Below are 24,867 nucleotides of genomic sequence, written 5' to 3' on the forward strand. Positions count from 1 at the left end.
CCGAAGGCGCCGAAGCGCCGAGCAGCACCATACGACCCGGCCATCCGGCCGGAGCCCGGGTCCGAGAAACCCATCACCCCAGGTCAGGAGGCCATTGCCGCCTGCCCGCACGCTCTCGGAGGGAGAGCCCCGCCATGGACCTGAACGTCCTGTTCACCGACGACGGGATGCGGAAATTCACCGCGACCCAGCGCGACCAGCACAAGGAGGACGCCCGCCAGTACGGCCAGCTCGCCGACATCGTCGAGCAGCGCCTGCGGAACACGCCGATCGACGGCGACCGCTGGCTGTCCGAGCGCAACCGCGCCCGCAAGGTCGCCGCCAAGCTGCGCCGGATGGAGAAGGCATCGCGCAGGGCGGCCGCCTCGGCCGAGGCGCTGTACGCCACCTACGTCCACCAGGTGCTGGAGCTGCCGCAGCGCCGGGAGACGGCGGCGGCCCGCAAGGCCGCGCGCCGGGCCCGGCGCGGCGGGCGGCTGCACGGCGCGGTGGCCACCTCGCTGGGCAAGAGCGCGGCCCAGCTGTCCGGGGTGAACGCCCCCGCGGCGCCGGCCGACGGGGCCGGGAGTGACGGGGTGTACCTGCCCGTCCAGTCGCCCGCCGGGGCGCCCGTCGAGGCCCCGGCCCCGGCGCCGATCAGCGGCATCTCGGACTTCTTCCCGGCGCCGAAGCGGGGGGTGTCCTGATGGCCCGGATGAGCCGGGCGGAGGCCGACGCGAAGCGCCGCCGCAACCGCAGTCAGCACTGGCGCGAGGGCGGCGAGAAGGCCCGCGCGAAGGGCTCGGCCGCGTACGCCGCCTACTGGTGGGACGTCGCCCGGTCGATCGCGGTGGAGGCCGAGCGCGAGGGCCGGCCCGAGGTCTGGAACGACTTGGCCGGCTCGATCCACGAGTTCTTCAAGCGTCACAACACGTAATCAACAACCGCAACCACAACCGGGTGGGGGCCGCTGCGGCGGCCCCCCAAGGTGCGCGCGCGACGCGCGCGCGCGAGGTTGCCGTATCGGTGACTGTCTGTCAACTGAGAGAGGAGGAGGAATGAGCGACGACGAGGGCTCCGGCACGGTCATCCCGTTCCCCGGAGGCGCCGGTGGAGGGGTCGGATTCGCACCTCCGCCGCTGCCGGAGGCGCCGCCTCCGCTGCCTGCCGAGACGGCCCAACCGGCCGTCCTGGAGATGCCGCCGGCCACCGGTCGGCGCTCCCCGCTGGAGACTCTGGCGGGCCTGTCCGGCCCGGCCGAGATGGTGCCCGTCGAGGCCCCGCCGCTGCCGGATCTGCCGGTGGCGGCGCCCGCTCCGGTGCCCGGCGAGGTGCCCGCGGCGTTCCGCTCCGAGGCCGCTTCCGAGGCGGCCTCCGGGCCGGGGCTGGGCTCGCTGTCGCTGGCGGCGATGCTCGCGGTGTCGGTCGCGGCGATGCGCGGCATCCACTCCGCGGTGAGCGCGTTTCGGGCGAGCAGGGAGCAGCGCAAGGCCGTCGCCGAGGTCGCGGAGAAGGCCGACAAGGAGAGCAAGGAGAGCAAGGAGGGAGGGAAGAAGGGCGGCCGGGACACGCTCACCCCCTCCCACGAGTGGGGCCGCCGCTCCCTCGACCGCTACCAGGGCGGCCGAGGCGGCGGTCCCGGCTGGGGGCCCGGCGGCGGCAGGGGCGGCGCCGGGCCGGGTGGCCCTGGCGGTCGCCGGGGCGCGGGCTCCGCGCCGGCACCCGGCCCGGCCACCTCCCCCAGCGGCGGCACCCCCGGCGGCCGCAAAGGGGCCGGGTCCGGCAGCGGCAAGGACGGCGGCCCCGGAGCGGGCGCGTCGCCGAAGGGAAAGGACACCGGCAAGACCGGGCCGTCCGGTCCGGACAAGGGCCGGACCGGATCCGGGAAGGGCCCGGCCGGGTCGACCGGCGGGCCGGTGCACCGCACCTCGCAGGGCGGCGGACCGGCCGCCCAGGGCAAAACCGGCGGCAAGAACAACGGCGCCGGCGGAGGGGTGAACGGGAAGTCCGGCAAGAACAACGGCGGCGGGCAGACCGGCGGCGGGACGAACGGAAAGCCCGGGAAGAACACCGCCGCCGGTACCGGCGGCGGGCAGGCCGGTGGCGGCCGGAGCGGCAAGAACGGCGGGACCACCCAGGCTCCAGTGAAGGGAGGCGGGAAGAACGGTCCCGGCAAGTCCGGGGCCGGTTCGGCCGGCGGCACCGCGCCGGGTAAGTCGGGCGGGAAGGGCGGCCGGGTGAAGGCGCCGACCGGCGCGTCCGGCACCGGCTCGTCCTCCGGCACCCTGCGCAAGGGCAAGGGGAAGAAGCGCGGCAAGGCCGGCGGACCGGGCGGGACGACGCCTCCCACGTTCAGCATGCCGGGCCACAAGGAGAAGCTCGGGCCCGGGATGCGACACGGGACGCTGGAGGCGTACCAGGACTGCGACTGCCGCTGCCGCCGCTGCATGAAGGCCTACCAGCGCTACCGCACCACCCCGCCCGGCGCCAACACGCTCAAGGGCGCGGTGCGGCAGGAGTTCGAGCGGCGGTGGGCCAAGCGGATGCGCACCCACAAGCCGGTGTTCTCCAAGGTCTCCAAGAAGGCTAGGAAGAAGGCCGCCCAGAAGAAGGCCGCCAAGAAGGCGGCCAGGGCCGCCGCCTCGGCTGCGGCGGGCAGCGCCTCCACGGCCGGGAGCACGCGTACCACCAGCTCGTCCGCCGGGCCGGGCGCGAAGAAGGCCCGCGGCGGGTGGGGCGCCGCCTTCCGCCGGGCCAGGTCCCGCGCGAAGAAGGCGACCACCCCGCCGCCCGGCATGGACACCGGCGGCTTCACCGCCGGGCCCGACGGCACCACGGCGGGGCGCAGCACGCCGTTCGGGGCGGCCGGGATGGCGAGCGCGGGGGAGGAGGTGATCACTGTGGTCCGGGAGGACCGGGTCGGTGACGCCGGGGCCTCCCGCAACCGGCCGCCCGAGCACGGCGCCGAGCAGGGTCTGCCCGCCACCGGGCCGGCCGCGCTCGGCCCGGCCCCGGTGAAGCACACGAAGCGGCCCGGCACCCGCCGTCCGCGCCCGATGCCGCCCGCCCCGCAACCGTCCCCGGCTTCGGCCGAGGCTGCGGCGGTGCCGGCCGGTGCGCCCGACCAGCAGGCCGCCGCAGCCGTGGCGGCCTCCGTCCCCGCCCAGAGCGGGTCGAACAGTAGGAGCAGCAGCGTGTCCCTGCCCGCCACCGCCGGCGGGGTGCCCGGCATGTCCGCCGAGCACGCCACCGAGATCACCATCGACGACGTCCTGGACGAGCTCGGCAGGCTCACCCAGGAGGGCTTCGCCGCGCACGACACCTGCGTCGCCCTGGCCGAGCGGGCCCGCCGGATCCGCTACGACCTGGAGGAGCTGGCGGCCGAGCTGCGCACCTCGCACAACGTGATCGGCAGTCTCACCTCGACCGCGATGAGCCGCCTGGCGGAGTCGATGGACCTGCTGGCCCGCAAGGCGGACGAGATGAAGGTCAGCTCGCTGGAGGCGGCCGAGCAGTCCGAGAGCGCGGACCAGGCGATGGCCGACCACTACAAGCCCATCCAGCTGGCCACCGCCGACGCGGGTCTGCGCACCCCGTCCGCCCGCGTCCACAACGACAACTGACGAGCAGGAGGGAGCAGCCGATGAGCGACATCGTTTCCTACGGCGGCGGCGAGATCGACCACGGAGGTGACGGCGGGACGCCCGGGTTCCTGGGGCTCGCCGACCGCACCGCCAAGCTGACCGCGAGCGCCCTCGCGCTCAAGCAGGGCATGTGGAAGCTGCGCCGGCACATGGAGTCCAACGCCGACAAGGCCCGCAACCTCTCGGAGATGTGCGGGCAGGCCGGCGTGGTCGACCTGTACACCGCGCAGATCCTGGAGGTCTCCGCCGCGCTGACGAAGGTGGCCACCGCGTCCGGGGAGATGGCGAACGCCGCAGACGACACGGAGATGGCCGCCCGGTCCTTCGAGGCCGAGCACGACCGCGAGTACCGGGGCATCTACGAGGCCGCCCAGGCCGCCGACGTGCCGATGGCCAAGCCCGGCTTCTACGAGGTCCGCTGACGCCCGCACCACCAGCACGACCCGACGGGGCCGCACCCACCACCGGGTGCGGCCCCGTCCCACACCCACACCCCAAGGAGAGGAAGGCGACGGTGACCGTCACCGAACAGACCGAGGCGCCGGCCATCGGCGCCACCACCACGACCGTGCCCCCAGGGACGATCCGCCGCCGCATGACCGGCGAGCGGCTCGCCTACGCCGCCTGCGCCGCCGGGATCGCGATCGGCCCGCAGTGCGACCAGGGCCCGCTGTCCTACCTCGGCGCGATCGGCACCTTCGCGGGCACCGGCCTGTGGCTGTACTGCAAGGCCACCCCCAAGGACGGCAGCGCCCCGGGCATGGGCCTGCTGCGCTCCGCGCTGCGCGCCCTGCCGACGCTGACCGGCTCCGCCCTCTACGCCGCCGCGCTCGCCGCCCCGGGCACCGCCTGGTGGGAGATCGCGGGTCCGGTGCTGTGGGGTGCGGCGGCCGCGGCCGCCGCACCGTTCACCCGCTCCGCCGGCCTGACCGAGGAGGCGCTGCCGGACCTGGTCGCCGCCCTGCCCCAGCAGGCCGCTCCGGCCCAGGGCGCGCCGACGGACTACGAGTCGTTCCTGGCGCGGCTGTGGGACCAGGCCGAGCTCGCGCCGGGCACGAAGCTGACCATGGTCGAGCACTTCCAGGAGGGCCTGCCGGATTTCCGGGCGGTCATCGTCGCCCAGCCTGGCAAGGCGGTCCCGCAGCTGTCGCTGCGCAACCTGGCGGCCGCGTTCGACGTGCCGGAGGAGAGCGTCACCTTCACCTCGCTGCTCGGCTCCGGCCCGGGCCGGATGGTGCTGACCGTCACCCCCACCGTCGGCGAGACCAGCCGGGCGTTCAACAGCCTGGAGGCGCTGTGGGAGAGCGCGGTCACCGCCCCCGGCGCCGCTGCCCCCGGCGTGAAGTTCGTGCGGGCCCGCATCGAGGACGACCGGATCGTCATCCTCGCCGCCGCCCCGCGCGGCAAGAAGATCCGGCTCCCCCACTCCGAGGTCTGCTCCGCCCTCGGCGTCGACGACCCCACCCGGCTGGTCATCGAGACCGACGGGCTGCGCCAGGCCGTCGTCAGTGTCTATCGGACGAACCCGCTGATGAATGTCCGTAAGGCCACCGTCGCCGACCTGACGATGGACGAGCGGGGTCGGGTCGCGGTCGGCGTCTGCCACGACGGACGTCCGGCGGTGATGCGGCTGTGGGACCCCGGACAGGGGGCACTGCGCGGCATCGTCGCCGGTGTCACCGGTGCCGGGAAGTCGGTGCTGCTGAACCTGATCCTCGCCGCCGAGAAACGCTCGGGGGTGGTGTCGTGGGTGGCCGACATCCAGGGCGGCATGTCGTTGCCCGAGGCCGATGGCAGGGTGGACTGGTTCGCCAAGGGTGAGGACGAGGCCCTGACGATGCTGGTCACCGGCCATCGGGTCATGAAGTACCGCGAGAAGATCAGCAACGAGATGGGCCGCGGGGACTTCGCGATCGGCTGCCCCTGGCCGCTGATCAACATCACCCTGGACGAGATCAACCGACTCCTCAGCCACCCGGACGAGAAGAAGAAGAAGCTCGCCGCCTACCTGATCGCCGATATCCAGAAGACCGGCCGCAAGGTCGGCATCGGCATCCGCCTGGCCGTCCAGTCCCTGCATCTGAAGGATCTGGGCGACGAGGAGGCGATCCGCCAGCAGGGCAAGGTCGGCGTCCTCGTCCTGATGCGCACCGCCTCCAGCAGCACCCGGGACATGGGCCTGGACGGCGTCGCGCCGCCCGGATTCCAGCTGGAGAACATCCCCGCCCGGATCTACGAGACCGGGCAGATCGAGGCCCTGTTCCACGGCACCGAGGACGACGAAGGACAGTCGACGGCAGGCATGGCATACATGTTCCTCGACGGTCGGGCCTCGTTCATGAGGACGTTCTACGCCGAGAAGAAGAACGGCATCTACCCGGACCTCATCGAGCTGTACGGCGAGGAGCCGCCGGCCACCATCACCGACGGCGAGGCCGACGCGGCCGGGAAGGCGTACGCGCTGCGCAACAACCCGCCCACCGACCCGGCTCCCGGCGGCGTGCCGGTGACCGACGCCGACGCCGACTACGGCCCGGCGCCGGACACGGACCCGGCCGCCCTGCCCGAGCTGCCCGCGATGCCGGCCTTCGACCCGCCCGCCGCCGACAGCGCGGTCGACCTGGACGACCCGTTCGACAGCGCGCCGACGCTGCGCGAGCGGATCCTCGACCTCCTGGCCGACGGACCCATGAGCCTGCCGGAGATGCGCAAGGTCCTCTGCCCGGAATACCAGACCGGCTCCGTCAACACCGAGGTCGGCGAGCTCAAGCGAGACGGCTGGCTTGAGTCGGGCGGCCGCGGCGTCTACCAGCTCGTCACCGACCCCGCCGACGCCTGACTTATCACCACAAGCAGCGGGGCCCGGCCGACCGGCCGGGCCCCGCCCGAGCATTCCCCGAAGGAGAACCCCTCGTGATCGTGTCCGTCTCCGGCGTCGTCCTGGCCGGCGTCGTCCTGTTCCTCATGGTCCGCTCCCGCCGCGCCACCGTCGGCGCCGCGATCGTCGCGGCGGTGTTCGGCTTCCTGCTGGCCTCCACCGGCCTGGCCCAGCCGATCCAGTCCGCCCTCGACGGCACCGCCCACGTAACCGGCTCGGTCAAGCCCTGACCGCCGGTCAGTCCGGGATCCACAGCGTGCCGTCGTCCTGCACCCACGCCTCGTAGATCCGACCGTCGATGATCACGCCCTCGACGACCACGTAGACGTCGTCCTCGGAGTCGATCCACAGCACGCCGTCGTCGTCCGTCCACGCCGGCCAGATCGTGCCGTCGTCCCCGACCACGGCCTCGAACTCCACCGTCTCCGGCTCGTCCCGGAACAACCAGCCCACCGCACCCTCCCTCGATCCGCACCAGCCTGACGCACCACCAGGCCCCACCAGGCCGATTCCCACACACCCGCGCCCGCACCCACTTCCGGGGTGCGGGCGCACCCGCCCCGAGAAAGGACCCACCCCCGTGTACAAGCTTCTTCTGGTCGGCCCCACCGGTTCCGGCAAGACCCGCCGCCTCCAGCACCTGGCCGCCGCCCACGCCGCCGACCCGGTCGCCGTCACCTGGGCCATTGACCCGCACGGCGAGCTGACCGGCGCCGACCGCCGCACCGGCTACGAGGGCGCCGCCCAGATGCTCGCCGACGCCCTCGCCCTGGTCGACGCGCGCGCCGGCCGGGGCTGGGAGCACACCCCGACCGAGGCCGAGCCGCGCGTGCTGCTCCTGATCGACGAGGCCGACGAACTGATGACCCGGGAGAAGCTGACCGTCGAGCAGCTGCTCCGCCTGGCCACCACCGGCCGCCGCCTCGCCGTCGGAACCGCCCTCGCCGTGCGCGACACCACGCTGCAGACCTGGCAGCGGGCGGACCTGCGCGACCACTACCTGAACCCCGACACCGCCGAGCACCTGCCCCGCCGTCACAGCGGCGAACAGGGCTGACCGGCACCCTCAACGCCCGTCTCCCGGCCTCTCCGAGGGCCGCCGGACCCCGCCCGCCAAAGGGCGTCTCCGGCGGCCCCAGAAGGCGCCCGGCGCCGCGCACCGACCCAATCCCCCGCCCGACCCACAGCCTCGAAGGAGCCCGCCGTGGACAGCCTCTCCACCAGCCCCACCACCGCCGCAGACCAGGCGGTCGACCTCAACGCCTACCTGCTGGAGCCCGGCTACGTACCGGCCGCGCTCGACGGCCGGATCGTCGCCGTCCCGCTCCAGCCCACCCCCGCCACCCCGGCCCTCATCCCCGCCCTGGTCGACGGCAAGGTCGTCGCCGTCCCCGTGCACAACCCCCTCACCGCCACCGCCGCGCAGGCGCAGCCCGCCCCGCAGCCCGCCGCCCCAGTTCAGCCCGCCGCCGAGCAGGGCCTGCCGCTGGTGATGCGGCACTGCATCCTCTACGGCTCGCTCGCCGCGCTCGCGGCCGGCGGCGCGGTGTGGATGGTTGGCGCCGCGATCGGCCAGGTCGCCCCGCACGCCGACCAGATCGGCGAGGTCCTCAAGTGGGCGGCCATCGCGGTGGCAGCCGTGGTGATCGGCGTCGCGGCCCTGCTCGGCAAGCTCCGCTCCGTCGCCGCCGGGGCGGGTACCGGGGCGTCCGCGACGGCCAGCGGCGACGGCGCCACCGCGACCGGCACCGTCCTCGCGATGTTCCACCGGCACATTGAGGTCACCATCGGCAAGCAGTCCGCGGGATGGAAGGGCACGGTCAACAACAACGTCCGCTGATCGGCCGCCCGGTCTCGCCTCCGGCCCGCACACCGCCCGCCCCGCCGAATCCCGGCCGGGCGGGCGGGCCGCTTTCCGGGGCCGGCCGACCGGCCCGCACCACCTCGACCACCCCGACCAACCGGAACGGAGAGCAACAGCGTGCGCGCACCCGACCTGGATCCGACCGGAGAGCACCACGGCGGCCTGCCGACCTGGCCGTGGAAGTTCGCCGACCCCGGCCTGCACACCCGCCGCCAGCTGCGCGCGATGGGCCTGCGCCCCGGCGGCCAGGAGCCCGCCGCGCAGGTCGTCTGCCGCCGCGGCCGCCGGATCGCCTACCTCTACCGCATCGAGGGCGCCCGGCCGGTGCGGCCGATGACCCCGGGCCGGGCCGCCGCCCTGGACCGGGCCATGGCCAAGCGGCAGACCTGCCCGCTGTGTCAGGTCCGCTACGACGCCTGCCTGCCGCTCAAGACCCTCGGCTCCTGCGTTCCGTGCTCGGAGCTGTCCGACGACGAGCGCGAACTGCTCGCCGCCCTCACCACCGCCGCCTGACCGCCCCCGGAGGGGATCACCGTGAAGCTCCGCCTGTCCGTCCAGCAGCTGTCCGCCGCCGTCGCCCACACCGTCCGCGCCGTCTCCACCCGGCCGGTGGTCCCGGTGATGGCCGGCATCCTGCTGACCACCGACGCCCGCGGCCTGCACCTGGCCGCGAGTGACTACGAGGTCTACGCGACCGACACCTGCCACGCCGAGATCGCCGACGACGGCCGCATCCTCGTGCCCGGCCGGCTCCTGAACGACATCTGCGCCCGCCTGCCCAAGGGGGCCGACGTCGACCTGGACGCCGACGACACCCGGCTGACCCTTACCTGCCGCCGCTCGCGGTTCGAGCTGCCGCTGCTGCCGGCCGACGAGTACCCGTCGCTGCCCGCGCTGCCGCCCGCCGTCGCCACCGCGCAGGGCGAGAGCTGGGCCGAGGCCGTCGCCCAGGTCGCCTTCGCCGCCTCCACCGAGGAGGCCCTGCCCGCGCTGACCGGCGTCCAGGTCACCCTGGACGACGATGAGCTGACGATGGTGGCCACCAACCGCTACCGGATCAGCCACCGCACCCTGACCGTCCGGCCTGTCCCGGCACCGGAGGCCAAGGCCGGCCGGAAGAAGACCGGCACCAGGCCGTTGCAGGTGCTGATCCCCGCGAAGACGTTCGGCGACCTCGCCCGCGCCTACGACACCGACCGGCCCCTCACCCTCCACAGCGACGGCGAACTGTGGGGCTGGTCCTCCACCGGCTCCAGCTTCATGACCCGGCTCATCAGCGCGGAGTTCCCCAAGCTCGGCTCGATGATCCCCGACGCCGACGGCACCATCAGCGCCCCGGCCACCGAGCTGACCGCCGCCGTCCAGCGTGTCGCTCTGGTTGCCCGCGAGAACGCCCCCGTGAGGCTCACCCTCGACCGGGGCCTGCTGCGCATCGAGGCCGGCGTCGGCGACGACGCTCGCGGCCGCGACCTGATCGAGGTCACCGTCACCGGCGACCTGCCCGACGACTACACCATCTGCTTCAACCCGGACTTCCTCGGCGACGGCATCAAGGCCTGCGGCTCCTCCGAGGTGGTCCTGCACGTCGGCGACAAGCACAAGCCCGCCCTGCTGACCGCCCGCACCGGCGGCGACGACCAGGACGTCGCCGAGCTGCCCTACCGCTACGTCGTGATGCCGGTTCGCCTGCCCTCCTGACCCGCAGCCGGGCCGCCACCGCACATCGGCGGCGGCCCGGCCCCCGACCTCACGCCCGTTCCGCGTCCCGCCAGCCGAGGAGTAGCACCGTGTCCCAGCACACCCCCGACCAGCCCGAGCGCGACGACTACGACGACGAGGACCTGGTCTTCCCCACGCTCGGCGCCCTGCCCCCGATCGGACCGCCCGAGCAGGACGAGCGGCCGGACATGATCTGGCACCGCCCCGAGCCGCCCCGCCGGCCGCACCAGGTCCTGCCCGGCCGCTACGCCGACCTCACCGATGCCCAGGCGCTCCTCGTCGGCCTCGGCGCCCTGGCCGTCCTCGTCATCCTCGCCCTGGCACTCGGCCCGTACGTCCTCGCCGGACTGCGCTGGCTGCTCGACCCGGCCAACGTTGCCCACCCTGCCGCCGAGGTCTGGCACACCGTCAACGACCCGATCCGCCGGAGCCTCACCGACCGCGGCACCGGCCTGCCCGCCGGACCCGCAACCCTCTACGGCGCCTGGGCCGCCACCGGCCTGCTGATCCTGTGGCGGTCGCTGCGCACCGCTGGTTCCGCCGGGGCGCAGCTCGGTGCGTTGGTGTGGGGCGCGGTGACCTGCGCGATGGTCTGGGACGGCACCCCGGGTGCCGGGCGGCCGGTCGCCGCGGGCCTGGTCGTGGTGCTGTGGGGCGCGCTGGTGGCCCTGGCCCTCACCGGTTCGTGGATCACCACCCACACCACGGTCATCAACGAGGCGCCCAAGCCGCCGAACGTGACGGTCGAGGCCCCGGCCGTCACGGTGGCCGCGCCCGAGCCCACGCCGGTCACCGTCGAGGTCACCGTGCCCGAGCCGCGCATCGAGACGGTCCTGGTCGTCGACCGGGACGGGCGCCGCACCAGCCGACCCGACGACCAGCACTGACCCCGTCTCCGGGGCGGCGGCCTACCCCAGCCGCCGCCCCGGCCCGCACCAGCGCCCGTCCCCGCCGAGCACGACCGACCGAAGGAGCACCCTCTTGTCCTGGGCGATATCCCGCGACGCACAGCTCGCCGCCGCCTACGAGAAGCTGCACGCCCTGTCCACCACCATCGCCGGTCTCGACCCGGGCAGCCCGTCCCGCATCGGCCTCCAGGCCAAGGCAGACGCTCTCTGGGCCGAGATCCAGCGGCTGGAGAACTCCCGCAGCATCTCCCCGCAGATGCTGCTGATCGTCGTCGGCATCACCGCGCTCCTCCTCTGGGGCCGGTGCTGGTGACCAGCACCAAGCTCGGCGCCGCCTGCTACGTCGACGACCGCGCCGTCCACCGCGCTGGCGACTGGACCGAGACCCTCGCCGTCGTCGCCCGGGCAATCGGCCTGGACCGCGCTGCTGGCCCTGCCTGATCAGGACACCGCGAAGGGCCCCGTGTCCGGCAGCGCGCCGGGTACGGGGCCCTTGCTCGTTCAGTCACTCCGGCTGCGGGTACTTCTCGAAGTGTTCTTTGAGTCGTACGGCTTCGAGCATGCCGCGCTGTTGCTGTTCGGCTTCCCCGTGCCCGGCGAGACGGGACCGGAGGTCCTCGCCCAGGTTGTGGCCCAGCGCGGTCAGTGCGGACGGAGGCCCGGACATCTCCAGAAGCTCAAGGAGTCGGCTCAGGGCCTCGGCCTCAGAAGCGCGGATCGGGACGCTTGTCCAGGGCTCGCCCGGTGTGCTGGTCATTGTGGAGACGACCTGGCGGCTGACCAGGTTGCTGCGGTTCCAGTCATGCCGGTACTTCCACGGCAGGTTCCCCACCACAGTCGTCCCGTGGAACCGCTTCGGCACGTGGGCCTCCAGCCGGGAGACCACGGCCTGCGGTTCCTTCCCTGCAGTCCGGTAGTAAGGGCGTTCCGAACTGCCGGCGGAGCCGGGATCCAGGAGCACCGCGGAGACGAACTGCACGACGCGCGTGGGCTCAGGCACCAGACCGGCCCCCAGCCATCGCGCCGCCGCCATCGACTCCTCGTACTTCACGTTGATGTCGTCGACGAAGAAGTACCAGCCGGAATCGGCCTCCCACCTCAGCTCACAGCCCTTGCCGCCCGCGACGCGCCGCCGGAACCCGTGCCCGAACGCCAGGTACGCCGCGGCGTCCTCGAAGACCTCGACGTCGGGACCGCCTTTCTCCTTCGCCTCATCCCACGCCATGCGGGGGCCGAAGATGGCGTCGAGGCTGACGGACAGACCGTCGGCGATCAGTGCCTCAGTGACAGCGGCGGCGTAGTGCCCAAGGCAACGCGCGAACCTCTCGTCCTCGGTTTCCGGCTTCATCCAGGCCCTCATCCATCCTCCTCTTTGGAAGTCCGGGTTCACTTTGCCGTCCCGCCCGTCGGCAAGAGCCTGGTTCCCGAAAGTCAGACCGGTCCGCTGTCCCTGCCCGGCAGCACGTGCCACGGTGGCTCAGACATTTCTGCATCGGTCGGCGGTCGTATGGCCGAAACGGCGGTCTTGCCTGATCTTCCATCTGGCCTCACCGTGCACGCAGGGCCCGCACGTGGCCCAGGTGAGGAGACGGCCATGTCCACCAACCCGACCGCCGCCAGACCGACCAACGTCCAACTCCGCGACCGTGCCCGTACCTGGCAGGGCAGCGCCCTCGGCTGGATCGCGGTCGCGATCCAGCGCACCGTCGCCGGCGCCGGGATCCGCCAGACGTACCGGGCGGCCCGTGACCGGGCCATCCGCGCAGCCCTGCACCGGGGCGTGCCGGTCGACCGCCTCGCCCCACGTCTGGGCCTGGCCCCCGCAACCGTCCGCGCCATCAAGCGGGGCGAGCGCACCACGGAGTAGTCGCCCGGCGCTCCTGCCCGTGGGGCAACCGCCGCCCCGCCCTGACCCGGTACAGCGAAGGGCCCGCCTCTCGGGGCGGGCCCTTTTGCGTATCCGGAGCCGTGACGCGAACGCCGTCACCGCTCGGGAGTCAGCCGACGATCTCCGCATCCACGGGAGCCGCGGCCACCGCTGCGGCCACCGTCTTCTTGGCGACGGCCAAGCGCTTGGCCAGGCGCTGCACCTCGACGTCGAGGTCCTCAAGGTGCCGATGGGCCGCGGCCGGGTCGGCCTCCGCCGCGGCCTTCAACACGCGGGGGGCGAGCAGCGGCATCACGCGCTCTCGCAGGACGGCCGCGGACCGGCTCAGGTCGTGCAGCTGCGCGACGCCCGGCTGCTCTTCATCCCCGAGGTCAGAAATTTCTGACCTTTGCACGGCGGGGACGGGGTCAGAAATTTCCGACCCCACCTGCTGCCCGGGGATGGACGGTGTCGTCAGCTCGGAGGCGAGCTCGACCAGCCGCGCCGCGGTGGGGCGCTTCTTGCCCTGCGTGACGGCTTCGGCAACGCCACGCTCGACGACCGTACGGGCAGTCTTCAGGTCGTGCGAGGCGATGACGGCCGCCACCGCCTTGCGGGCCGAAGCGCGCCCCAGGTACTGGGTGAGGTCCGGCCCCAGCTCCGAGACGGCACGGGCCCGGGCCGCGTCCTGCAGCAGCTCGAAGATGTACTTGTCGTCCACGTCCAGGACGTCGCCCGCCCAGACGGCGAAGTTCGAGTAGCCGGCGACCACGTGCAGCTCGCGCTCCTGCGCGGTCTCCAGCAAGACGCCCTTGTTGAGCACGACGAAGTCCTCGGCCCTGCGCCCGAGGCCGTCGATCTCAAGCAGCCGCTCGGTGACGAAGGCGAGCTGCTCCTCGGGAGTGCCCGTGATGTCCTCGCCGGTAAGCACCTTGCCGCCCGCGAAGACGCTCTGCGCGCCCACGATCGCCGGCAACGCGGAAGGAGCAGCCTGTGCCGCAGCCTGTTCCTGGAGCTTGGCGGGCACCGCCGGATCGACCGCAGAGTCGGGTGCCTTCTTCAGGCGGCTCGTGCCGGCCTGGATCAACTTGTTGGCCGCCATTACAGGGACACTCCCGTCGCCGTGAGGATTCGGTCGTAGGCACCCGCGAGTGCCTGAGCCTCCTTGCCGGAGGCAGCCGTGATCGGAACGCACGCGAACCGCGTCTGCTGACGCACCGAATGCCGGGGGATCGCAAGATCGTCGCGGTACAGCTCCCCGTACGTCTCCGCCAGGTAACCCCCTATGGCGTCCTTCAACGTGCTGCGTCCGCCGGGGACGATCGACGGGACGATGCCCACTACCCGCAGGTCCGGGTTCATGCCCAGGTCCTTGACCAGCTTGATGGTCGCGAGCGCCTCCTTGGCGCCGATACGGCCGTCCTCGTCAAGGGTCGCCGGAATGATCACGTCAGTCGCCGCGACGAGGGCCGAGGTGACCAGCTTGCCGCCGGCGCGCGGGGGGAGATCGAGGATGCCGACCGAACCGGGCTTTATGGCGCCCTTCAGGGCAAGTCGCAGGCGAAACTCCAAGCCGACCGCCACGTTGTCGGTCTCGCGGTTGGCGAGAGCGCGCTCCGCGGCGATCACCTGAACGCCCGGCCACGCGTCGGACGCCGGGGCGAAGGCCTCGGCGGCAAGTCCGGTCTCGCCTTGGGGATCGAGAGCGAGCAGGTCGTTCATGGTGAACGCGGGGGCCTGGTCTTCGGCGATTCCGAGCTCGGCGGTGAACGTTCCGCGAGGGTCCAGGTCTCCGGCAACGACGTCCAACCCGCGTGAGCGGGCGGCGGCTGTCAGGCCGGCCGACAGCGCGCTCTTCCCGACGCCGCCCTTCTCGCTGTAGACCGCGATCACTCTGCTCATGCCCGGTCCCTCCGACCGCTGAATGCCAAATGCACGGATGGCAGGCTATCTGGGGCCACGGGGCATGCGGCACATCGAGGGCGTGTCATCCCATCCGCGCCCTGCGGGAGCCTGGTCCACACCGTGGCAACGGACACCCCTGCGGTCCGGGAGCCCACCGAGACCTCGGGTAGGCGGGCAGCTGGCGGTCGGCCTTCTCTGCCTGGCACACCGCCCCTCGTTCTGCCGGTCCGGTGCGCGGTTGCGCCGCATTTTCGGATCCGAAATTCCGTAGGGGAACGTGGCGCTGTGCCCCATGCCACAGACGTTTCTGCGCGCGGGTCCTGCCAGGTGGACTCTGCGCACCACGAAGGGGTGAAGGGAACACACCTCTCCTGAAGGGGGGCGTCATGACGCCCGTTCAGTCCACTCTGCAGGTCCTCGCCGAGGCCGTCGCTGACCCGGGCGGCCCGCAGGCCGGCCAGCTCGCCCACGCGGTCTACAACGTCAGCCGCGTGATCTCCAGCGCGGCGAGCGCGATCGGCGCCATCCGCAAGGCGCGTGCCAGCGCGGCGGTCCAGCAGCCGGCCCGGTGCTGCTGCGGCCCGTGCCCGCTCCACCCGGAGACCGGCACCGAGTAGGGCCCAGGAAGCGGTCCGGCCCGGCGGCACCTGGTGGCGGCCCGGGCTGGACCGCGTGGGCGCCGTCGTGCGGTCCAGGACTGGTCAGCAGTTAGTCGCGGTCAGGCCGCCGGGCCCGAGCGGCCGTCGCCGGATTGACGCGGGCCGCTGGGCCACGGTGGCCTCACCTGCACCGGCAGTGCTGCGCAGCGGGGACCGCGGCGCAGCACCGCGCGCAGGCCGCGAGGTGACGGTGAGGGGCGATGAGCCAGCGCCCGAAGCCCTGAGCCGAAATCGCTCGCGCCCGGTCTGGGCGGAGACGGAGAATGCCCGGATGAGCGCTGATGACGAGTCGCCCGACGCGCAGCCCGATCACCCTGTCTCCGAGCCAAAGCCGCTGACTGCCGAGGATCCGCCGCAACCTGTCGCTGGCACGGGAGGGAAGCCGTCGAAGGCTGGTGAGGAGCCTAAGCCAAGCCAGAGCGGTCTCCCGAAGAGCCAGGTTCCGGAAATCGCGGCACTGACCCTGGCGAACGACGCCTCCCTTGCTGCCATCCGAAACGGGCTTGAGACTGCGCACCAATTCGCCTGGGCGCAGACCCGTCTCTTCACGGACGGGCTCGCGAAGGCGATGGAGCAGCATGTGTCCCGGATGGTGATGCCCACCATCGATATGGCGGTAGGGCAGAAGCTGTTCGAGCAGCAGCTGGCAGTCCTGACGTCGGTCCTGCCGGACGTCAGCCGCCAGATTCAAGAGGCCGGGCGCAACCTGACCCAGCTTGTAGAAGCGCTGCTGCCGCCCAATCTGCGCAGCTTCGGGGACGACGACTGGGCAGCGATTCTGGACATCAGCGCGGCAGACGGCATCGTGCTTGCGTGGGCTCCCCGTGCGGCGATCGTTCAGCAGCTGGTGCAGGCTCGGGACGACCAGGTGAGGCGTCACCAGGTCCTTCGCGACCGGCGCGACGAAATCCTTGCCGACATCGACGTGAGCCTGCAGACCATCAGCCATGCGGAGGTCAAGCCGCTCGCTCAGCTGGTCCGTAAAGCGTTGTCGGCAGCACAAAGCGGTCACCACGAGGCCGCGCTGACCTTGGTTGCTGCCGTTCTCGACAACATCGTTCGCACCTATGCACAGCATCTCGAAAGCACCTACGCCGACTCCATACCACCGCCCAAAAAGGGGGCCCGCGGCCCTGGGCTGGTTCTGATGCAGACATGGCAGATAAAGCCCGAGCCCACGACTTTCCGGAGCTGGCATCTCATCGAGTGGCTGATCATCGCGGGCATGCAGTACCTGTTCAAGCCGACCCCCGAGGCTCCCAACCACTACAACCGTCACCGGGTCGCTCACCTACTTGAGGGGGCTCTGGACGAGGCCTACGTCGTGCCAGCCCTGCTGGTGGCCCAGGGCATCCTCCGGCACTGGGAGGACGTCCTGCCCGAGGAGTTTGAATTTGAAGACAAGATAACCGCCGAGACGGAGTCGTAGCTGGATCCACAGAGGCTGGTCGCTGGTGAGAGCGGGAGGGTTGTCCGAGACGAGCTGACTGATGTCCGGTCTTCGGTGACAGACTCTCAGCATGAGTGATCAATCGTCCCGCCCGGTGCGGCGCCCGCTGGCCCAGCCGTTCTCCCACGGCGACGCCGTAGTCGACCAGCCACTCGGAGCCCGTCTCCTCCCGGTGGAGCGCTCCCCGTTCGCGCACCCGGCTGACGAGTCCGCGCAGGGGCAGCCCCCGGAGGCGCGCCCTGCGGGCGCAGGGCGCCGACCGCTGGGCGAGGGAGGTCTCGCCTACACCGGCGGCGCTGCGCAGGGATGAGCGCCGCGCAGCGCTGCGCACAGGCCCGCGATGCGCAGCGCTGCCGGATGCCGTACGCAGGATGTGCGCGGCGACGGCGGCCCGTCTGCGGGCTGTGCGTGCGGGCCGTGTCCGGAGCTCCGGCTACTCTTCCGATCATGAGCGATGATTTCGACGCGCGAGGTATCAGGACGTCCGATGATTTCGACGCGCGAGGCATCAAGGCGCCGGGTGAAATCGACGCGCGACGTATTGAGACGCCGTCGCCCGTGCCCGGCTGCGCCGAGTGTGGCGCCGAGCTGCACACCTCGGGGCCCGGCCGGAACCCGGTGTACTGCGGGCGCTCCTGCTCGTCCAAGGCCTACCGGCGCCGGCGCGCGGTGCATCAGCAGGATGCCGTCGCCGATGCCCTTGTTGCCTCGCGCGTCGAAATCCCGGCAGCTGGTGAGGTCGGCCATCGCGAGCTCCTGGAGCTCGCCGCCGCCGTCCAGCGCAGCACCGCCCGGTTCCTGGAGCACTTGGAGCGGGCCCGCCGTGGCGAGGGTGACGACCTCCGCTGCGTCCAGGCCCTCGCACTTCTGGAGACCGCTCTCACCGGGGCCACCCGGCGCATCGTGCGTCAGGCCCGCGTCCTGCGCTACGAGATGATCGCTGCCCGCCCGGGTGTGGGGCCGGGCGACGGTCAGGCGTCCGTGCCCGGGCTCGCCGCCACACCCCTTGATTCCCCGCGCGTCGAAACCGGCCGCCCCGCAATCTCCCTTGACTCCTCGCGCGTCGAAACGAGCGGTCCTGTCACTGCGGTGCCCGTTCCGGTCGGACCGGCCGCCGGCACCGGCGACGTTGCCGCGCCCGGCAGCCCGGCCGGAGCGGCCGCCAGAACTCCGGGCACCCGCACCGTCCTTTCCCCGCGCGTCGGAACGAGCGGGGCCGCGGCCGCCGCTGGGCCCGGTCCCGGCCCGGCCGGCGTGAGCGACCACACGGGCGCCGCGCAGGTCTTGGGGGCGGGAAGCGCCGTGCCCGGGGAGCTGCTCCTGGCACTGTCTCCCGAAGTGTCCGCGCAGTCGCCGCTCGCCCGCGGCATGGGCGCCCCGACCGCCACCTGGAGCATCGACGGGAGCGATCTGGTGGTCGAGGGCTGGGACAACGCTCCCGATGTGTTCGCCGTCCGTGACGCGAGCCGTCGACTGCTCGGCTGGGCCGAGAGGGACGGGGCCGGCTGGGGCGCCTACGTGCGCGGCCGCCTGATCATCGACGCCACCGACGGAGACCCCTGGCTCTCCACCGACGCACCCCACGCTGTCGCGCTGCTCCGTGCCGCCCGGGACCAGCGGCTGACCTGAGCGCTGGTGCTCGGGTAGCCCTATGCCGGTCGACCGCGACCGGTCCTTTCGCCGGGTCACGGTCCGGATCTATGGTGACCATCCGGCCAGTCTGGAAGAAGGGTCCACCATGGCGCGCACGATCGCCGACGCGTTCCTCTTCGACTCCACATGGGGTGATGACGGTCCGCATCCAAGCCCCGGGGGGATCGACACCGCTCCCCGGCATCCCTTCGACTGGACGCAGCTGAGCAAGATCCTGCGGGAGAACCTCGACGGACAGCTGAGCATCGTCATCGACGCGAAGGGCAACGTGCGCCTGCGGTAACGCCGTGTCCGGCCCCGGAGCGACTCCTGACGTAGCTCCTGACGTAGCTCCTGCTGTGACTCCTGACGTAGCTCCTGACGCCACGCCCCCGCCCGGGCAGGCGGGCGGCATCCGGCCAGGCCAGAGCAGCTGTGACGGGCCGCCGAAATTCCTACATCCCTCTCCTGGGCCCTGGCTGCTGCTGCTGTTGGTGGTGGCTGGGCGGGCGGGGGAAGCGGGACCGGCGGGCCTGCGGCGCGCGTAGATGGCGACGGCGCCCGGCAGAGGGGCGCCCGCCGAAGTCGGGCCGACTGTGGCCGGTCCGGCCGGGATCCGGGCCCGCCAAGCCCTGCGCGTGTGCGACGATCCGCAGACCGACGGGATGGAGGACGGCTGTGGAGCAGCACCAGGCGTACGAGCAGGCGCTGGAGATCGTCGCAGCGGAGCCCCGCGCCGAAGTGGTCGACGTCCTGGCGGCCGCGCTGGAGTACCTCGGTGCGGACGGCCAGGACGTGCGGCTCGGGGCGCTGCTGTGCCATCTGGCGGACGGGCTGCGCGGCCGGGTGTGCGGCGAGCCGGCGGCGTGGACGATATGGCGCTGGCGGCCGAAGCGGTCTCCCCTGGCACTGGCGGACGAGCGCGGCGCCTGGGGGCGCGACGATGTCGTGAGGATCACCGGCGGCGAACACCAGGGCCGGGCCGGGCTGATCGACGTCCCGGTGTGGCAGCCGGACCACGACAGCCGCGAGATCGCCCCGGGCCCGCCCCGCGCCTACAAAGTCCGCCTGGACGGCGCCGTGACCGTTGACGTGCCGGCCGAGCAGCTGCGCCTGGCGACGTTGGAGTCCGACCCGGAGGTCTACATCACCATCGCGTTCCCGAGCGTGTGGATGGGGTGCGTGGTGTGGGGCGACCGGCTGGTGCGCTGGCACGCCGAGCACCGCCGCCGCGAGTGGGCACCGCTGGACCTCGGGCACAACCCCGCGGACACCGTGGGCAAGGCCGCGCTTCTCGTGTCGGCCGCGTTGCTGGACACCGCCAAGACCGGTCACCTGGACGAGCCAGCCGACGGGACCGCCCTGCTCGACCTCTCCCTGCCCGCCGTCGGTGCGCTGCTCACCGGCACGGACGACGAGACGATCGTCAGCCTGCTGGAGCGGACCCGCCCGGGCCTCGCCGCCACCGACCGGGTGCTGGACGATCTGCGGGCGCTGTGGAGCGTGCAGGCGGGCGTCGGGGAGATCTACCAGCGCCGTCGGGTCCAGCGGCTCGCGCACATCATCGTTGTCGGCCACCAGATCGCAGGCCAGAGTCCTGGCGCCGCCCACGCTGACTACCTGGCAGGCCGGACGGTGGTGCGTCTGCGGGACTGTCTCGCGTACCTCGCCCCGTGGGAGCAGGAACGGCGAGCCCGGGCGTGGGCCGGGGACTTGGCCGCGCAGGTCGGGGGTGACTGCCCTTGGGGCCGCGCCGGTCGGGGCCCGGGTCGCGGAGCATGACGCGGTCCGAGCGCAGGCGCCCGACCAGGACGACGGGCAGGTCGGCCAGGGCGTGGGAGAGGTAGGTGACGTCGTAAGCGGAGTCCATCACGATCAGGATCTCGGGATCGCCTGCGCGCCTGTGCCCTTCCCGGATCAACCGTGTGACGACGTCGCGCAGTTGGCCGGCGGTGACCGCGGTCGCGTCGTCGGCCGGACCCAGGCGTACGGCGTCCAGCAGCGCGACCCAGGAGGTGCGGCCGGACTCCAGCGCGGCGACGAAGGAGTACGGCCATCCCGGCACGAACTGGTCCGTCTTGCGGTCGCCTCGACCGTAGACGTGACAGAAGAGCCGGTCGTTGCTGGTGGGGGCATCGGGGCGGAGCCAGTTGCTCACGTCCACAGCCAGCACGATCCGTCCGTCGGCCGCCCTGGGCACCGGCAGGCCGGCCAGAGCCCGGCGCAACCGCGTCGGCTCGATCCACCCCCGGTCCAGCGCGGCGTACAGCGCGCCGTGCCCGCGCCGGTGCTCGGCCGCGATCGACAACTCGACTGAGAGCCCTGTTTGTCGGGGGGCGTGTGTTGGGTGTGACTGTGTGCTGCCGGCTGTGTTGTCAGGTGGTGGGTTCGGTGGTGCGGCGGCGTCGGCGGAGGTCGCGTTGGGCTTGGGCGCGGGCGCATTCGCGGGAGCAGTACTTGACGCCGGTGGTGCGGTGTTGGCCGTAGTTGGCGCGGCCGCGTTGGCGGACGAAGTCGCGGCCGCAGTTGTGGTTGGCGCATGTGCGTACGGCCGCGCCTTCGGCGAGGTGGTTGTACAGCTGGAGGAAAGCGGCGGAGTAGACGGTCGGGCCTCGATCGGCGAGGTCGCCCAGGCCGACGCTGAACTTGCTCAGGGCCTGCTGGAGGGTGCCTGACAGGAGCTGGAGCTGTGTTTCGATGAGCAGCCCCCTTAGGTGGTCCAGTGAATGGGGCCAGGGCTCGTCCTTGTGTGCGTTGAGCGCCTGCCATTCGGTCAACACCTCGTTGGTGACGTGGGAGGAGACGAGTTCCTCGAGGCCGCCCTCGCGCTGGCAGGCGAGCCAGGTGCGGACGGCTTCCTGCGCCGGTTCCAGGTGCTCCCGTACCAGGTCGCGGTGTACGCCAGCCAGCCAGCGGTCCTCCTCGTCGGGTGGCTGGCGCCGGACAAGCTCGGCGAAGGCTTTCCGATCCTCCTCGTCGAGGTCGCTCTTGTCGTACTCGTCGCCGTTCAGGTCGAAGAGCAGTCCGTAGGTGCAGAACGCCTCTCCGATCCCGTCGAGGTCGTCGGCGGAGAGGTCCATGAGTTCGCGAAGGTAGAAGTCCTCGGGAAGGTCGACGAGCGGCTGGCCGAAGGTGGGGCCGGGCTTCCAGAGCAGCCAGTCGCCCTTGACCACAACCTCCGTGAACGGGCGGAGCGCCGGCACGGGGAGCGGAGCGCCGGGCCAGAGCGTGGGACGAAAGCGTGGGTCAACGTATGCCGACATGGCGTCAGCTTAGCGGGTAGCGTAGTAGTACGGAAGCATCAGTTTTGGTACCACGAGTGCGTGTTGAAGGGGAGGGCCGCGTGGCCGACTGGACCCACCGCAAAGCGATCGGGGACCGGCATGAACAGCACGTCATGAACGAACTCGGACGCCGCGGCTGGACGGTCCACCCGTTCGGCCAGGGCACCTACCCGCCGGCGATCCAGGCCGCGCTGCGCCTGTCCGACTCGCCCCTGCGGCAGCTGCCCGACATGATCGCCGCGCGGGGTATGCAGGTCGTCTGCATCGACGCCAAGACCTCGCTGGGCAGCGCGGACTCCCACCGTTTCTCCGTCTCTCGCAAGAGCCTCGTGGCGGGCCTGCAGTTCACGGCCATCAGCGTCTCGATCCCGCTGTATTACGTCTTCGGCGACCTGAGGGTCCTGACCCCGTCGGAGGTGGCGTTCTACAGCGGTTACGGGCACCAGCACCCGGGTGGCTCCTACTACCTGGTGACCACCCGGCAGGCGCATGGCTTCGATGACGTCTTCGGCACGGGCGGGCTTCGGCAGGCGGGCTGACCGGCCAAGGGCCGTGGTGGTGCGCCCAGGCGGTGAGGAGGCTGCCGGGATCGAGGTGGGGCAGGCAGGCGCGGCGGCGATGGGGGGTGAGGAGCGCGCAGGTCGCCGGGTCGGGGCGGCCGTGGTGTAGGGACGGGAGGGTCCCTTTCTCGGCGGCCCGGAGTGGTTGCCGCGTTCGTCGGGCCGTCCGGTGGGGATGGCTGGTGCAGGCTCCGGGGGTTGCGGACCGCCGGGAGGGGTTCAGTTTTCGGTTGGCGGTTGTTCGAGGGTTTGTCACCCCTGGTCGGGACAGTAGTTGTGGACGTGATGGCCCGTCGTGCCGGCGCTAATGGAGATCCATGCGCGCTGGCAGGGCGGGCCTTTGACGTGGGGCCCGCGTGGATGCACGAGGGAGTATGCAGTGGGACCCGCATGTACCGGTCGTCCGGTTGCAGTCGTTTCTTGCCGCCGCGGCGGTGCCGCATGACGCTGAGCGAGCTCTCCGGGACGGTGACGGCCGTCGGAGGTCTTCTGGCGGCCCTGTACTACCTGGGCCGTCGGGTGCTGAGGGGGCTGGAGGCCCTTCTGCTTGCCGTGGTTCCTGTCATCGCCGCGTTGAGTGAGGTGCGCCGGGCGTGGAGGGAACCGGGCCGCCAGGTGCCCGAGGTGCCCGAGGTGCCCGATGCGGGCGTGGAGGGTGGGCGGCGTGTTCTCCCCTGAAGCCTGGGCGCGGGTGCGTCTTCTGCATGAGGGCGGTATGCCGATCAAGCAGATCGCCCGCCGTGAGCGGATGGCGCCGAACACGGTGCGCCGCCTCGTTCGAGCGGCGGAGGCCCCCCGCTACCGGCGGCCGCCGCGCCCGTCGCTCGCAGCGCCGTTCGAGGCCCGGATCCTGCGTCTGCTGCAGGAGCAGCCCTCCCGGTCCGCCGCGGAGATCGGTCGTCGGATCAGGTGGCCGGCGTCGCAGAGCCTGCTGCGGGCCGAGGTGGCGCGCCTGCGCCCGCTTGTGGTGGTGCCGGCGGTGCGGGAGCGTCTTGTACCGGAACTGGCCCCGGGCTGGGCGGAGTGCGGTCTGTGGCTGCCTGAGGGCTCGGTCGAGGTGGGATTCGGGCAGCGGCGCCGCTGCCCGGTGGTGCTGATGGTTGCCGGTGACTCCGGTCGGCTGGCAGCCCGGGCAGCGGTGACACCGAAGCTGTCGGATGTGTGGGCCGCCCAGCATCGTCTCCTTCACGAGTGGGGCGGCGTGCCGCACACGGTGCGCTGGGATCCCCGGGGCATCGAGGTGCCGCCGTCATGGAGCTGGGACGAGGGCACCGGCTGGCCCGTCTACCGGAGGCAGGCCGAGTTGGGCAGCACCGCGGTCGAGTTCTTCGCCGAGGGAATCACCGTGCCGAACCTGCTGGCGACCGCCCGTCGGTATCTGACGGCGGTCTGTCCACCGGATCGTTCTTTCACCTCGCCGGACGACCTCGCTGCCGCCCTGCACACGTGGCTGGAGGACTTCCACAGCTCTTGGGATCCCGACCGGACAGCGCGCTGGGCTGCCGAGCGGTCCGCCCTGTTCTCGGATCCTTCGGCCGACCATCCGCTCCTCCGGCCGCCTTCGGACAGTCACCGCACCCGGGTACAGCCGGACTCCGCCGGGTACGTGCACGCCGCGGGCAACGACTACCTGGTGGGCGAGTGGGGAGCGCGGCGCAGGCTCACCGTGAAGGTCACCGACGCCGAGGTGGTGATCTGCAGCGGCGGCTACCACGCCGGCGGGTTCCACACCGTGGTCTACGCCCGCTCCTGGGCCCAGAGGACGCAGGTCACGGTTCCGCTGCGCCACGAAGTGGTGGAGCCCGACAGCGGCTTGCGGAGGGAAGTGGACGGCCCGTGAGCACGAACCGGGGTCGGCCTGGCGACCACGCGGCTGCGGGGCGGACGGTTCATCGTCATCGGGCCGCTGGGCGGATGGGGCGGTGGTGTTCTTCGGCGAGGTGGTCGAGGGCGTGCTCGAACGCGGCCACGGTGGAACGGAACGGTGTCTGGTGGCCGGTGCGGGCGGGCAGGGGGTCGCAGTCGACCAGCGAGGCGCGCCCGGCGAGCTGGGCGCCGCGTACACCGGAGAACAGGGGTGTGGCGGTGACATCGACGCCGGCGTACACGAACGTGGCGGGAAGCCGTTCGGAGAGGTCTTTGAGGAAGTCCGCGGCCTCGGCGCCGCCTGTGGTGCGGGGGTTGAGGCGGTGGATCTCGTCCACCAGGACCAGGCTCACCCCCAGGCTGGTGTACATGCTGCAGACGGTCGCGGTGAGCAGGGCCTGGGTCATGCGCGGGCCGACCGGCAGTCCGACGAAGCGGGCGAACTCGGCGGCCAGGCTCTTGGCGCTCGCTCCGGGCGGCACCAGGATGTACGCGACCGGCGCGTGCCCGGGGACGGGAGTGTGGGACAGGGACCGCTGGTGGAGCTCGAAGGTGCGCCCGACTTCCTGGCCGGTGCGTTCGTTGACCCGCTTGTTGCGCACCCGGTCGGAGGTGCCGCGCTGGAGCTGGTGGAAGCGCACGTCGTGGGACT

General features: G+C 72.3%; 28 protein-coding genes and 2 pseudogenes. 23 read left to right on the forward strand and 7 right to left on the reverse strand.

The window, feature by feature from the left end; all coding sequences use genetic code 11:
• Window positions 1-134 precede the first annotated feature (134 nt).
• The 6 genes from ACZ7KX_RS39625 (at window position 135) to ACZ7KX_RS39650 (ending at window position 6,731) form a co-directional block, all read left to right on the forward strand.
• Window positions 135-686 carry a hypothetical protein gene (locus ACZ7KX_RS39625; RefSeq protein ID WP_470330784.1) on the forward strand — a complete coding sequence of 184 codons (552 nt, stop codon included), beginning with the start codon at window positions 135-137 and terminating at the stop codon, window positions 684-686.
• Window positions 686-916 carry a hypothetical protein gene (locus tag ACZ7KX_RS39630; RefSeq protein WP_470330785.1) on the forward strand — a complete coding sequence of 77 codons (231 nt, stop codon included), beginning with the start codon at window positions 686-688 and terminating at the stop codon, window positions 914-916. The genes ACZ7KX_RS39625 and ACZ7KX_RS39630 overlap by 1 nt, the downstream gene beginning before the upstream one ends.
• A 121-nt stretch (window positions 917-1,037) precedes the next feature.
• Window positions 1,038-3,602 carry a hypothetical protein gene (locus tag ACZ7KX_RS39635; RefSeq protein WP_470330786.1) on the forward strand — a complete coding sequence of 855 codons (2,565 nt, stop codon included), beginning with the start codon at window positions 1,038-1,040 and terminating at the stop codon, window positions 3,600-3,602.
• 20 nt (window positions 3,603-3,622) lie between these two features.
• Entirely contained in the window at window positions 3,623-4,045 is a 423-nt protein-coding gene (locus ACZ7KX_RS39640) for a conjugal transfer protein TraB (RefSeq protein ID WP_470330787.1), read from the forward strand.
• 92 nt (window positions 4,046-4,137) lie between these two features.
• Window positions 4,138-6,462, forward strand: a complete 2,325-nt coding sequence (locus ACZ7KX_RS39645; protein ID WP_470330788.1) for a hypothetical protein — start codon at window positions 4,138-4,140, stop codon at window positions 6,460-6,462.
• A 74-nt stretch (window positions 6,463-6,536) separates the two neighbouring features.
• Window positions 6,537-6,731 carry a hypothetical protein gene (locus tag ACZ7KX_RS39650; protein ID WP_470330789.1) on the forward strand — a complete coding sequence of 65 codons (195 nt, stop codon included), beginning with the start codon at window positions 6,537-6,539 and terminating at the stop codon, window positions 6,729-6,731.
• A 7-nt stretch (window positions 6,732-6,738) separates the two neighbouring features.
• Here ACZ7KX_RS39650 and ACZ7KX_RS39655 read toward each other — a convergent pair whose 3' ends face one another.
• Complete coding sequence (locus ACZ7KX_RS39655; protein ID WP_470330790.1) at window positions 6,739-6,954, reverse strand: hypothetical protein; 216 nt, start codon at window positions 6,952-6,954, stop codon at window positions 6,739-6,741.
• Window positions 6,955-7,081: 127 nt separating this feature from the next.
• Between ACZ7KX_RS39655 and ACZ7KX_RS39660 the strand changes: the two genes are divergently transcribed.
• The 7 genes from ACZ7KX_RS39660 to ACZ7KX_RS39690 all read left to right on the forward strand — a co-directional run bounded on the left by ACZ7KX_RS39660 (window position 7,082) and on the right by ACZ7KX_RS39690 (window position 11,433).
• Window positions 7,082-7,558, forward strand: coding sequence for an AAA family ATPase (locus tag ACZ7KX_RS39660; protein WP_470330791.1), 477 nt, complete (start codon window positions 7,082-7,084; stop codon window positions 7,556-7,558).
• A 147-nt stretch (window positions 7,559-7,705) separates the two neighbouring features.
• On the forward strand, window positions 7,706-8,341 hold the full coding sequence (locus tag ACZ7KX_RS39665) for a hypothetical protein (RefSeq protein ID WP_470330792.1): 636 nt from the start codon (window positions 7,706-7,708) through the stop codon (window positions 8,339-8,341).
• Window positions 8,342-8,482: 141 nt separating this feature from the next.
• Window positions 8,483-8,878 (forward strand): RRQRL motif-containing zinc-binding protein, encoded by a 396-nt coding sequence (locus ACZ7KX_RS39670; RefSeq protein ID WP_470330793.1) that lies wholly within the window; start codon window positions 8,483-8,485, stop codon window positions 8,876-8,878.
• A gap of 21 nt (window positions 8,879-8,899) precedes the next feature.
• A complete protein-coding gene (dnaN, locus tag ACZ7KX_RS39675) occupies window positions 8,900-10,063 on the forward strand; it encodes a DNA polymerase III subunit beta (RefSeq protein WP_470330794.1) in 1,164 nt (387 codons plus the stop codon).
• 89 nt (window positions 10,064-10,152) lie between these two features.
• The gene (locus ACZ7KX_RS39680; RefSeq protein WP_470330795.1) at window positions 10,153-10,971 is read left to right on the forward strand and encodes a hypothetical protein; all 819 of its coding nucleotides are present in this window, start codon (window positions 10,153-10,155) and stop codon (window positions 10,969-10,971) included.
• A gap of 94 nt (window positions 10,972-11,065) precedes the next feature.
• The gene (locus ACZ7KX_RS39685; protein WP_470330796.1) at window positions 11,066-11,305 is read left to right on the forward strand and encodes a hypothetical protein; all 240 of its coding nucleotides are present in this window, start codon (window positions 11,066-11,068) and stop codon (window positions 11,303-11,305) included.
• Window positions 11,302-11,433, forward strand: a complete 132-nt coding sequence (locus ACZ7KX_RS39690; protein WP_470330797.1) for a hypothetical protein — start codon at window positions 11,302-11,304, stop codon at window positions 11,431-11,433. Before ACZ7KX_RS39685 ends, ACZ7KX_RS39690 begins: the two co-directional genes overlap by 4 nt.
• Before the next feature lie 64 nt (window positions 11,434-11,497).
• On the opposite strand, the gene ACZ7KX_RS39695 is transcribed toward ACZ7KX_RS39690, so the two are convergent.
• The gene (locus ACZ7KX_RS39695; RefSeq protein ID WP_470330798.1) at window positions 11,498-12,352 is read right to left on the reverse strand and encodes a DUF6292 family protein; all 855 of its coding nucleotides are present in this window, start codon (window positions 12,350-12,352) and stop codon (window positions 11,498-11,500) included.
• A gap of 234 nt (window positions 12,353-12,586) precedes the next feature.
• On the opposite strand from ACZ7KX_RS39695, the gene ACZ7KX_RS39700 reads away from it, so the two are divergent.
• Complete coding sequence (locus ACZ7KX_RS39700) at window positions 12,587-12,859, forward strand: hypothetical protein (protein ID WP_470330799.1); 273 nt, start codon at window positions 12,587-12,589, stop codon at window positions 12,857-12,859.
• 130 nt (window positions 12,860-12,989) lie between these two features.
• Here the strand turns inward: ACZ7KX_RS39700 and ACZ7KX_RS39705 are convergent, their stop codons facing one another.
• Together ACZ7KX_RS39705 and ACZ7KX_RS39710 are read right to left on the reverse strand one after the other, a co-directional pair.
• Window positions 12,990-13,961 carry a hypothetical protein gene (locus tag ACZ7KX_RS39705; protein ID WP_470330800.1) on the reverse strand — a complete coding sequence of 324 codons (972 nt, stop codon included), beginning with the start codon at window positions 13,959-13,961 and terminating at the stop codon, window positions 12,990-12,992.
• On the reverse strand, window positions 13,961-14,761 hold the full coding sequence (locus tag ACZ7KX_RS39710) for a ParA family protein (protein WP_470330801.1): 801 nt from the start codon (window positions 14,759-14,761) through the stop codon (window positions 13,961-13,963). The genes ACZ7KX_RS39705 and ACZ7KX_RS39710 overlap by 1 nt, the downstream gene beginning before the upstream one ends.
• A gap of 389 nt (window positions 14,762-15,150) precedes the next feature.
• Between ACZ7KX_RS39710 and ACZ7KX_RS39715 the strand changes: the two genes are divergently transcribed.
• The 6 genes from ACZ7KX_RS39715 to ACZ7KX_RS39740 all read left to right on the forward strand — a co-directional run bounded on the left by ACZ7KX_RS39715 (window position 15,151) and on the right by ACZ7KX_RS39740 (window position 20,287).
• Entirely contained in the window at window positions 15,151-15,381 is a 231-nt protein-coding gene (locus ACZ7KX_RS39715; RefSeq protein ID WP_470330802.1) for a hypothetical protein, read from the forward strand.
• 313 nt (window positions 15,382-15,694) lie between these two features.
• Window positions 15,695-16,852: a hypothetical protein gene (locus ACZ7KX_RS39720; RefSeq protein ID WP_470330803.1), complete on the forward strand. Its 1,158-nt coding sequence runs from the start codon at window positions 15,695-15,697 to the stop codon at window positions 16,850-16,852.
• Window positions 16,853-16,943: 91 nt separating this feature from the next.
• Window positions 16,944-17,183 carry a hypothetical protein gene (locus tag ACZ7KX_RS39725; protein WP_470330804.1) on the forward strand — a complete coding sequence of 80 codons (240 nt, stop codon included), beginning with the start codon at window positions 16,944-16,946 and terminating at the stop codon, window positions 17,181-17,183.
• Window positions 17,184-17,320: 137 nt separating this feature from the next.
• Window positions 17,321-18,502, forward strand: coding sequence for a hypothetical protein (locus ACZ7KX_RS39730; protein ID WP_470330805.1), 1,182 nt, complete (start codon window positions 17,321-17,323; stop codon window positions 18,500-18,502).
• Window positions 18,503-18,524: 22 nt separating this feature from the next.
• Entirely contained in the window at window positions 18,525-18,809 is a 285-nt protein-coding gene (locus tag ACZ7KX_RS39735) for a hypothetical protein (RefSeq protein ID WP_470330806.1), read from the forward strand.
• 374 nt (window positions 18,810-19,183) lie between these two features.
• On the forward strand, window positions 19,184-20,287 hold the full coding sequence (locus ACZ7KX_RS39740) for a hypothetical protein (RefSeq protein ID WP_470330807.1): 1,104 nt from the start codon (window positions 19,184-19,186) through the stop codon (window positions 20,285-20,287).
• Here the strand turns inward: ACZ7KX_RS39740 and ACZ7KX_RS39745 are convergent.
• Both ACZ7KX_RS39745 and ACZ7KX_RS39750 read right to left on the reverse strand, forming a co-directional pair.
• Window positions 20,220-20,819: pseudogene (locus tag ACZ7KX_RS39745) on the reverse strand (transposase); the annotation flags it as partial. The gene ACZ7KX_RS39740 and the pseudogene ACZ7KX_RS39745 overlap by 68 nt on opposite strands.
• 61 nt (window positions 20,820-20,880) lie before the next feature.
• Window positions 20,881-21,768 carry a hypothetical protein gene (locus tag ACZ7KX_RS39750; protein ID WP_470330808.1) on the reverse strand — a complete coding sequence of 296 codons (888 nt, stop codon included), beginning with the start codon at window positions 21,766-21,768 and terminating at the stop codon, window positions 20,881-20,883.
• An 80-nt stretch (window positions 21,769-21,848) separates the two neighbouring features.
• Here ACZ7KX_RS39750 and ACZ7KX_RS39755 point away from each other — a divergent pair, with 80 nt between their 5' ends.
• The 3 genes from ACZ7KX_RS39755 (at window position 21,849) to ACZ7KX_RS39765 (ending at window position 24,189) form a co-directional block, all read left to right on the forward strand.
• Window positions 21,849-22,328, forward strand: a complete 480-nt coding sequence (locus ACZ7KX_RS39755) for a hypothetical protein (protein WP_470330809.1) — start codon at window positions 21,849-21,851, stop codon at window positions 22,326-22,328.
• A 462-nt stretch (window positions 22,329-22,790) separates the two neighbouring features.
• The gene (locus ACZ7KX_RS39760) at window positions 22,791-23,027 is read left to right on the forward strand and encodes a hypothetical protein (protein WP_470330810.1); all 237 of its coding nucleotides are present in this window, start codon (window positions 22,791-22,793) and stop codon (window positions 23,025-23,027) included.
• Complete coding sequence (locus ACZ7KX_RS39765) at window positions 23,014-24,189, forward strand: helix-turn-helix domain-containing protein (RefSeq protein WP_470330811.1); 1,176 nt, start codon at window positions 23,014-23,016, stop codon at window positions 24,187-24,189. Before ACZ7KX_RS39760 ends, ACZ7KX_RS39765 begins: the two co-directional genes overlap by 14 nt.
• Before the next feature lie 103 nt (window positions 24,190-24,292).
• On the opposite strand, the pseudogene ACZ7KX_RS39770 reads toward ACZ7KX_RS39765, so the two are convergent.
• Window positions 24,293-24,867 (reverse strand): annotated as a pseudogene (locus ACZ7KX_RS39770) (ATP-binding protein); the annotation flags it as partial.

The sequence above is a fragment of the Kitasatospora sp. NPDC038210 genome (assembly GCF_055600605.1).

What these genes read in the sequence shown, in the direction of transcription:
- ACZ7KX_RS39735 (WP_470330806.1), top strand. Translation starts at nt 18,525, where the DNA reads ATGCCGGTCGACCGCGACCGGTCCTTTCGCCGGGTCACGGTCCGGATC.
- ACZ7KX_RS39715 (WP_470330802.1), top strand. Translation starts at nt 15,151, where the DNA reads ATGACGCCCGTTCAGTCCACTCTGCAGGTCCTCGCCGAGGCCGTCGCT.
- ACZ7KX_RS39635 (WP_470330786.1), top strand. Translation starts at nt 1,038, where the DNA reads ATGAGCGACGACGAGGGCTCCGGCACGGTCATCCCGTTCCCCGGAGGC.
- ACZ7KX_RS39710 (WP_470330801.1), bottom strand. Translation starts at nt 14,761, where the DNA reads ATGAGCAGAGTGATCGCGGTCTACAGCGAGAAGGGCGGCGTCGGGAAG.
- ACZ7KX_RS39625 (WP_470330784.1), top strand. Translation starts at nt 135, where the DNA reads ATGGACCTGAACGTCCTGTTCACCGACGACGGGATGCGGAAATTCACC.
- ACZ7KX_RS39760 (WP_470330810.1), top strand. Translation starts at nt 22,791, where the DNA reads ATGACGCTGAGCGAGCTCTCCGGGACGGTGACGGCCGTCGGAGGTCTT.
- ACZ7KX_RS39730 (WP_470330805.1), top strand. Translation starts at nt 17,321, where the DNA reads ATGAGCGATGATTTCGACGCGCGAGGTATCAGGACGTCCGATGATTTC.
- ACZ7KX_RS39700 (WP_470330799.1), top strand. Translation starts at nt 12,587, where the DNA reads ATGTCCACCAACCCGACCGCCGCCAGACCGACCAACGTCCAACTCCGC.
- ACZ7KX_RS39720 (WP_470330803.1), top strand. Translation starts at nt 15,695, where the DNA reads ATGAGCGCTGATGACGAGTCGCCCGACGCGCAGCCCGATCACCCTGTC.
- ACZ7KX_RS39750 (WP_470330808.1), bottom strand. Translation starts at nt 21,768, where the DNA reads ATGTCGGCATACGTTGACCCACGCTTTCGTCCCACGCTCTGGCCCGGC.
- ACZ7KX_RS39630 (WP_470330785.1), top strand. Translation starts at nt 686, where the DNA reads ATGGCCCGGATGAGCCGGGCGGAGGCCGACGCGAAGCGCCGCCGCAAC.
- ACZ7KX_RS39725 (WP_470330804.1), top strand. Translation starts at nt 16,944, where the DNA reads ATGAGTGATCAATCGTCCCGCCCGGTGCGGCGCCCGCTGGCCCAGCCG.
- ACZ7KX_RS39695 (WP_470330798.1), bottom strand. Translation starts at nt 12,352, where the DNA reads ATGAGGGCCTGGATGAAGCCGGAAACCGAGGACGAGAGGTTCGCGCGT.
- ACZ7KX_RS39640 (WP_470330787.1), top strand. Translation starts at nt 3,623, where the DNA reads ATGAGCGACATCGTTTCCTACGGCGGCGGCGAGATCGACCACGGAGGT.
- ACZ7KX_RS39705 (WP_470330800.1), bottom strand. Translation starts at nt 13,961, where the DNA reads ATGGCGGCCAACAAGTTGATCCAGGCCGGCACGAGCCGCCTGAAGAAG.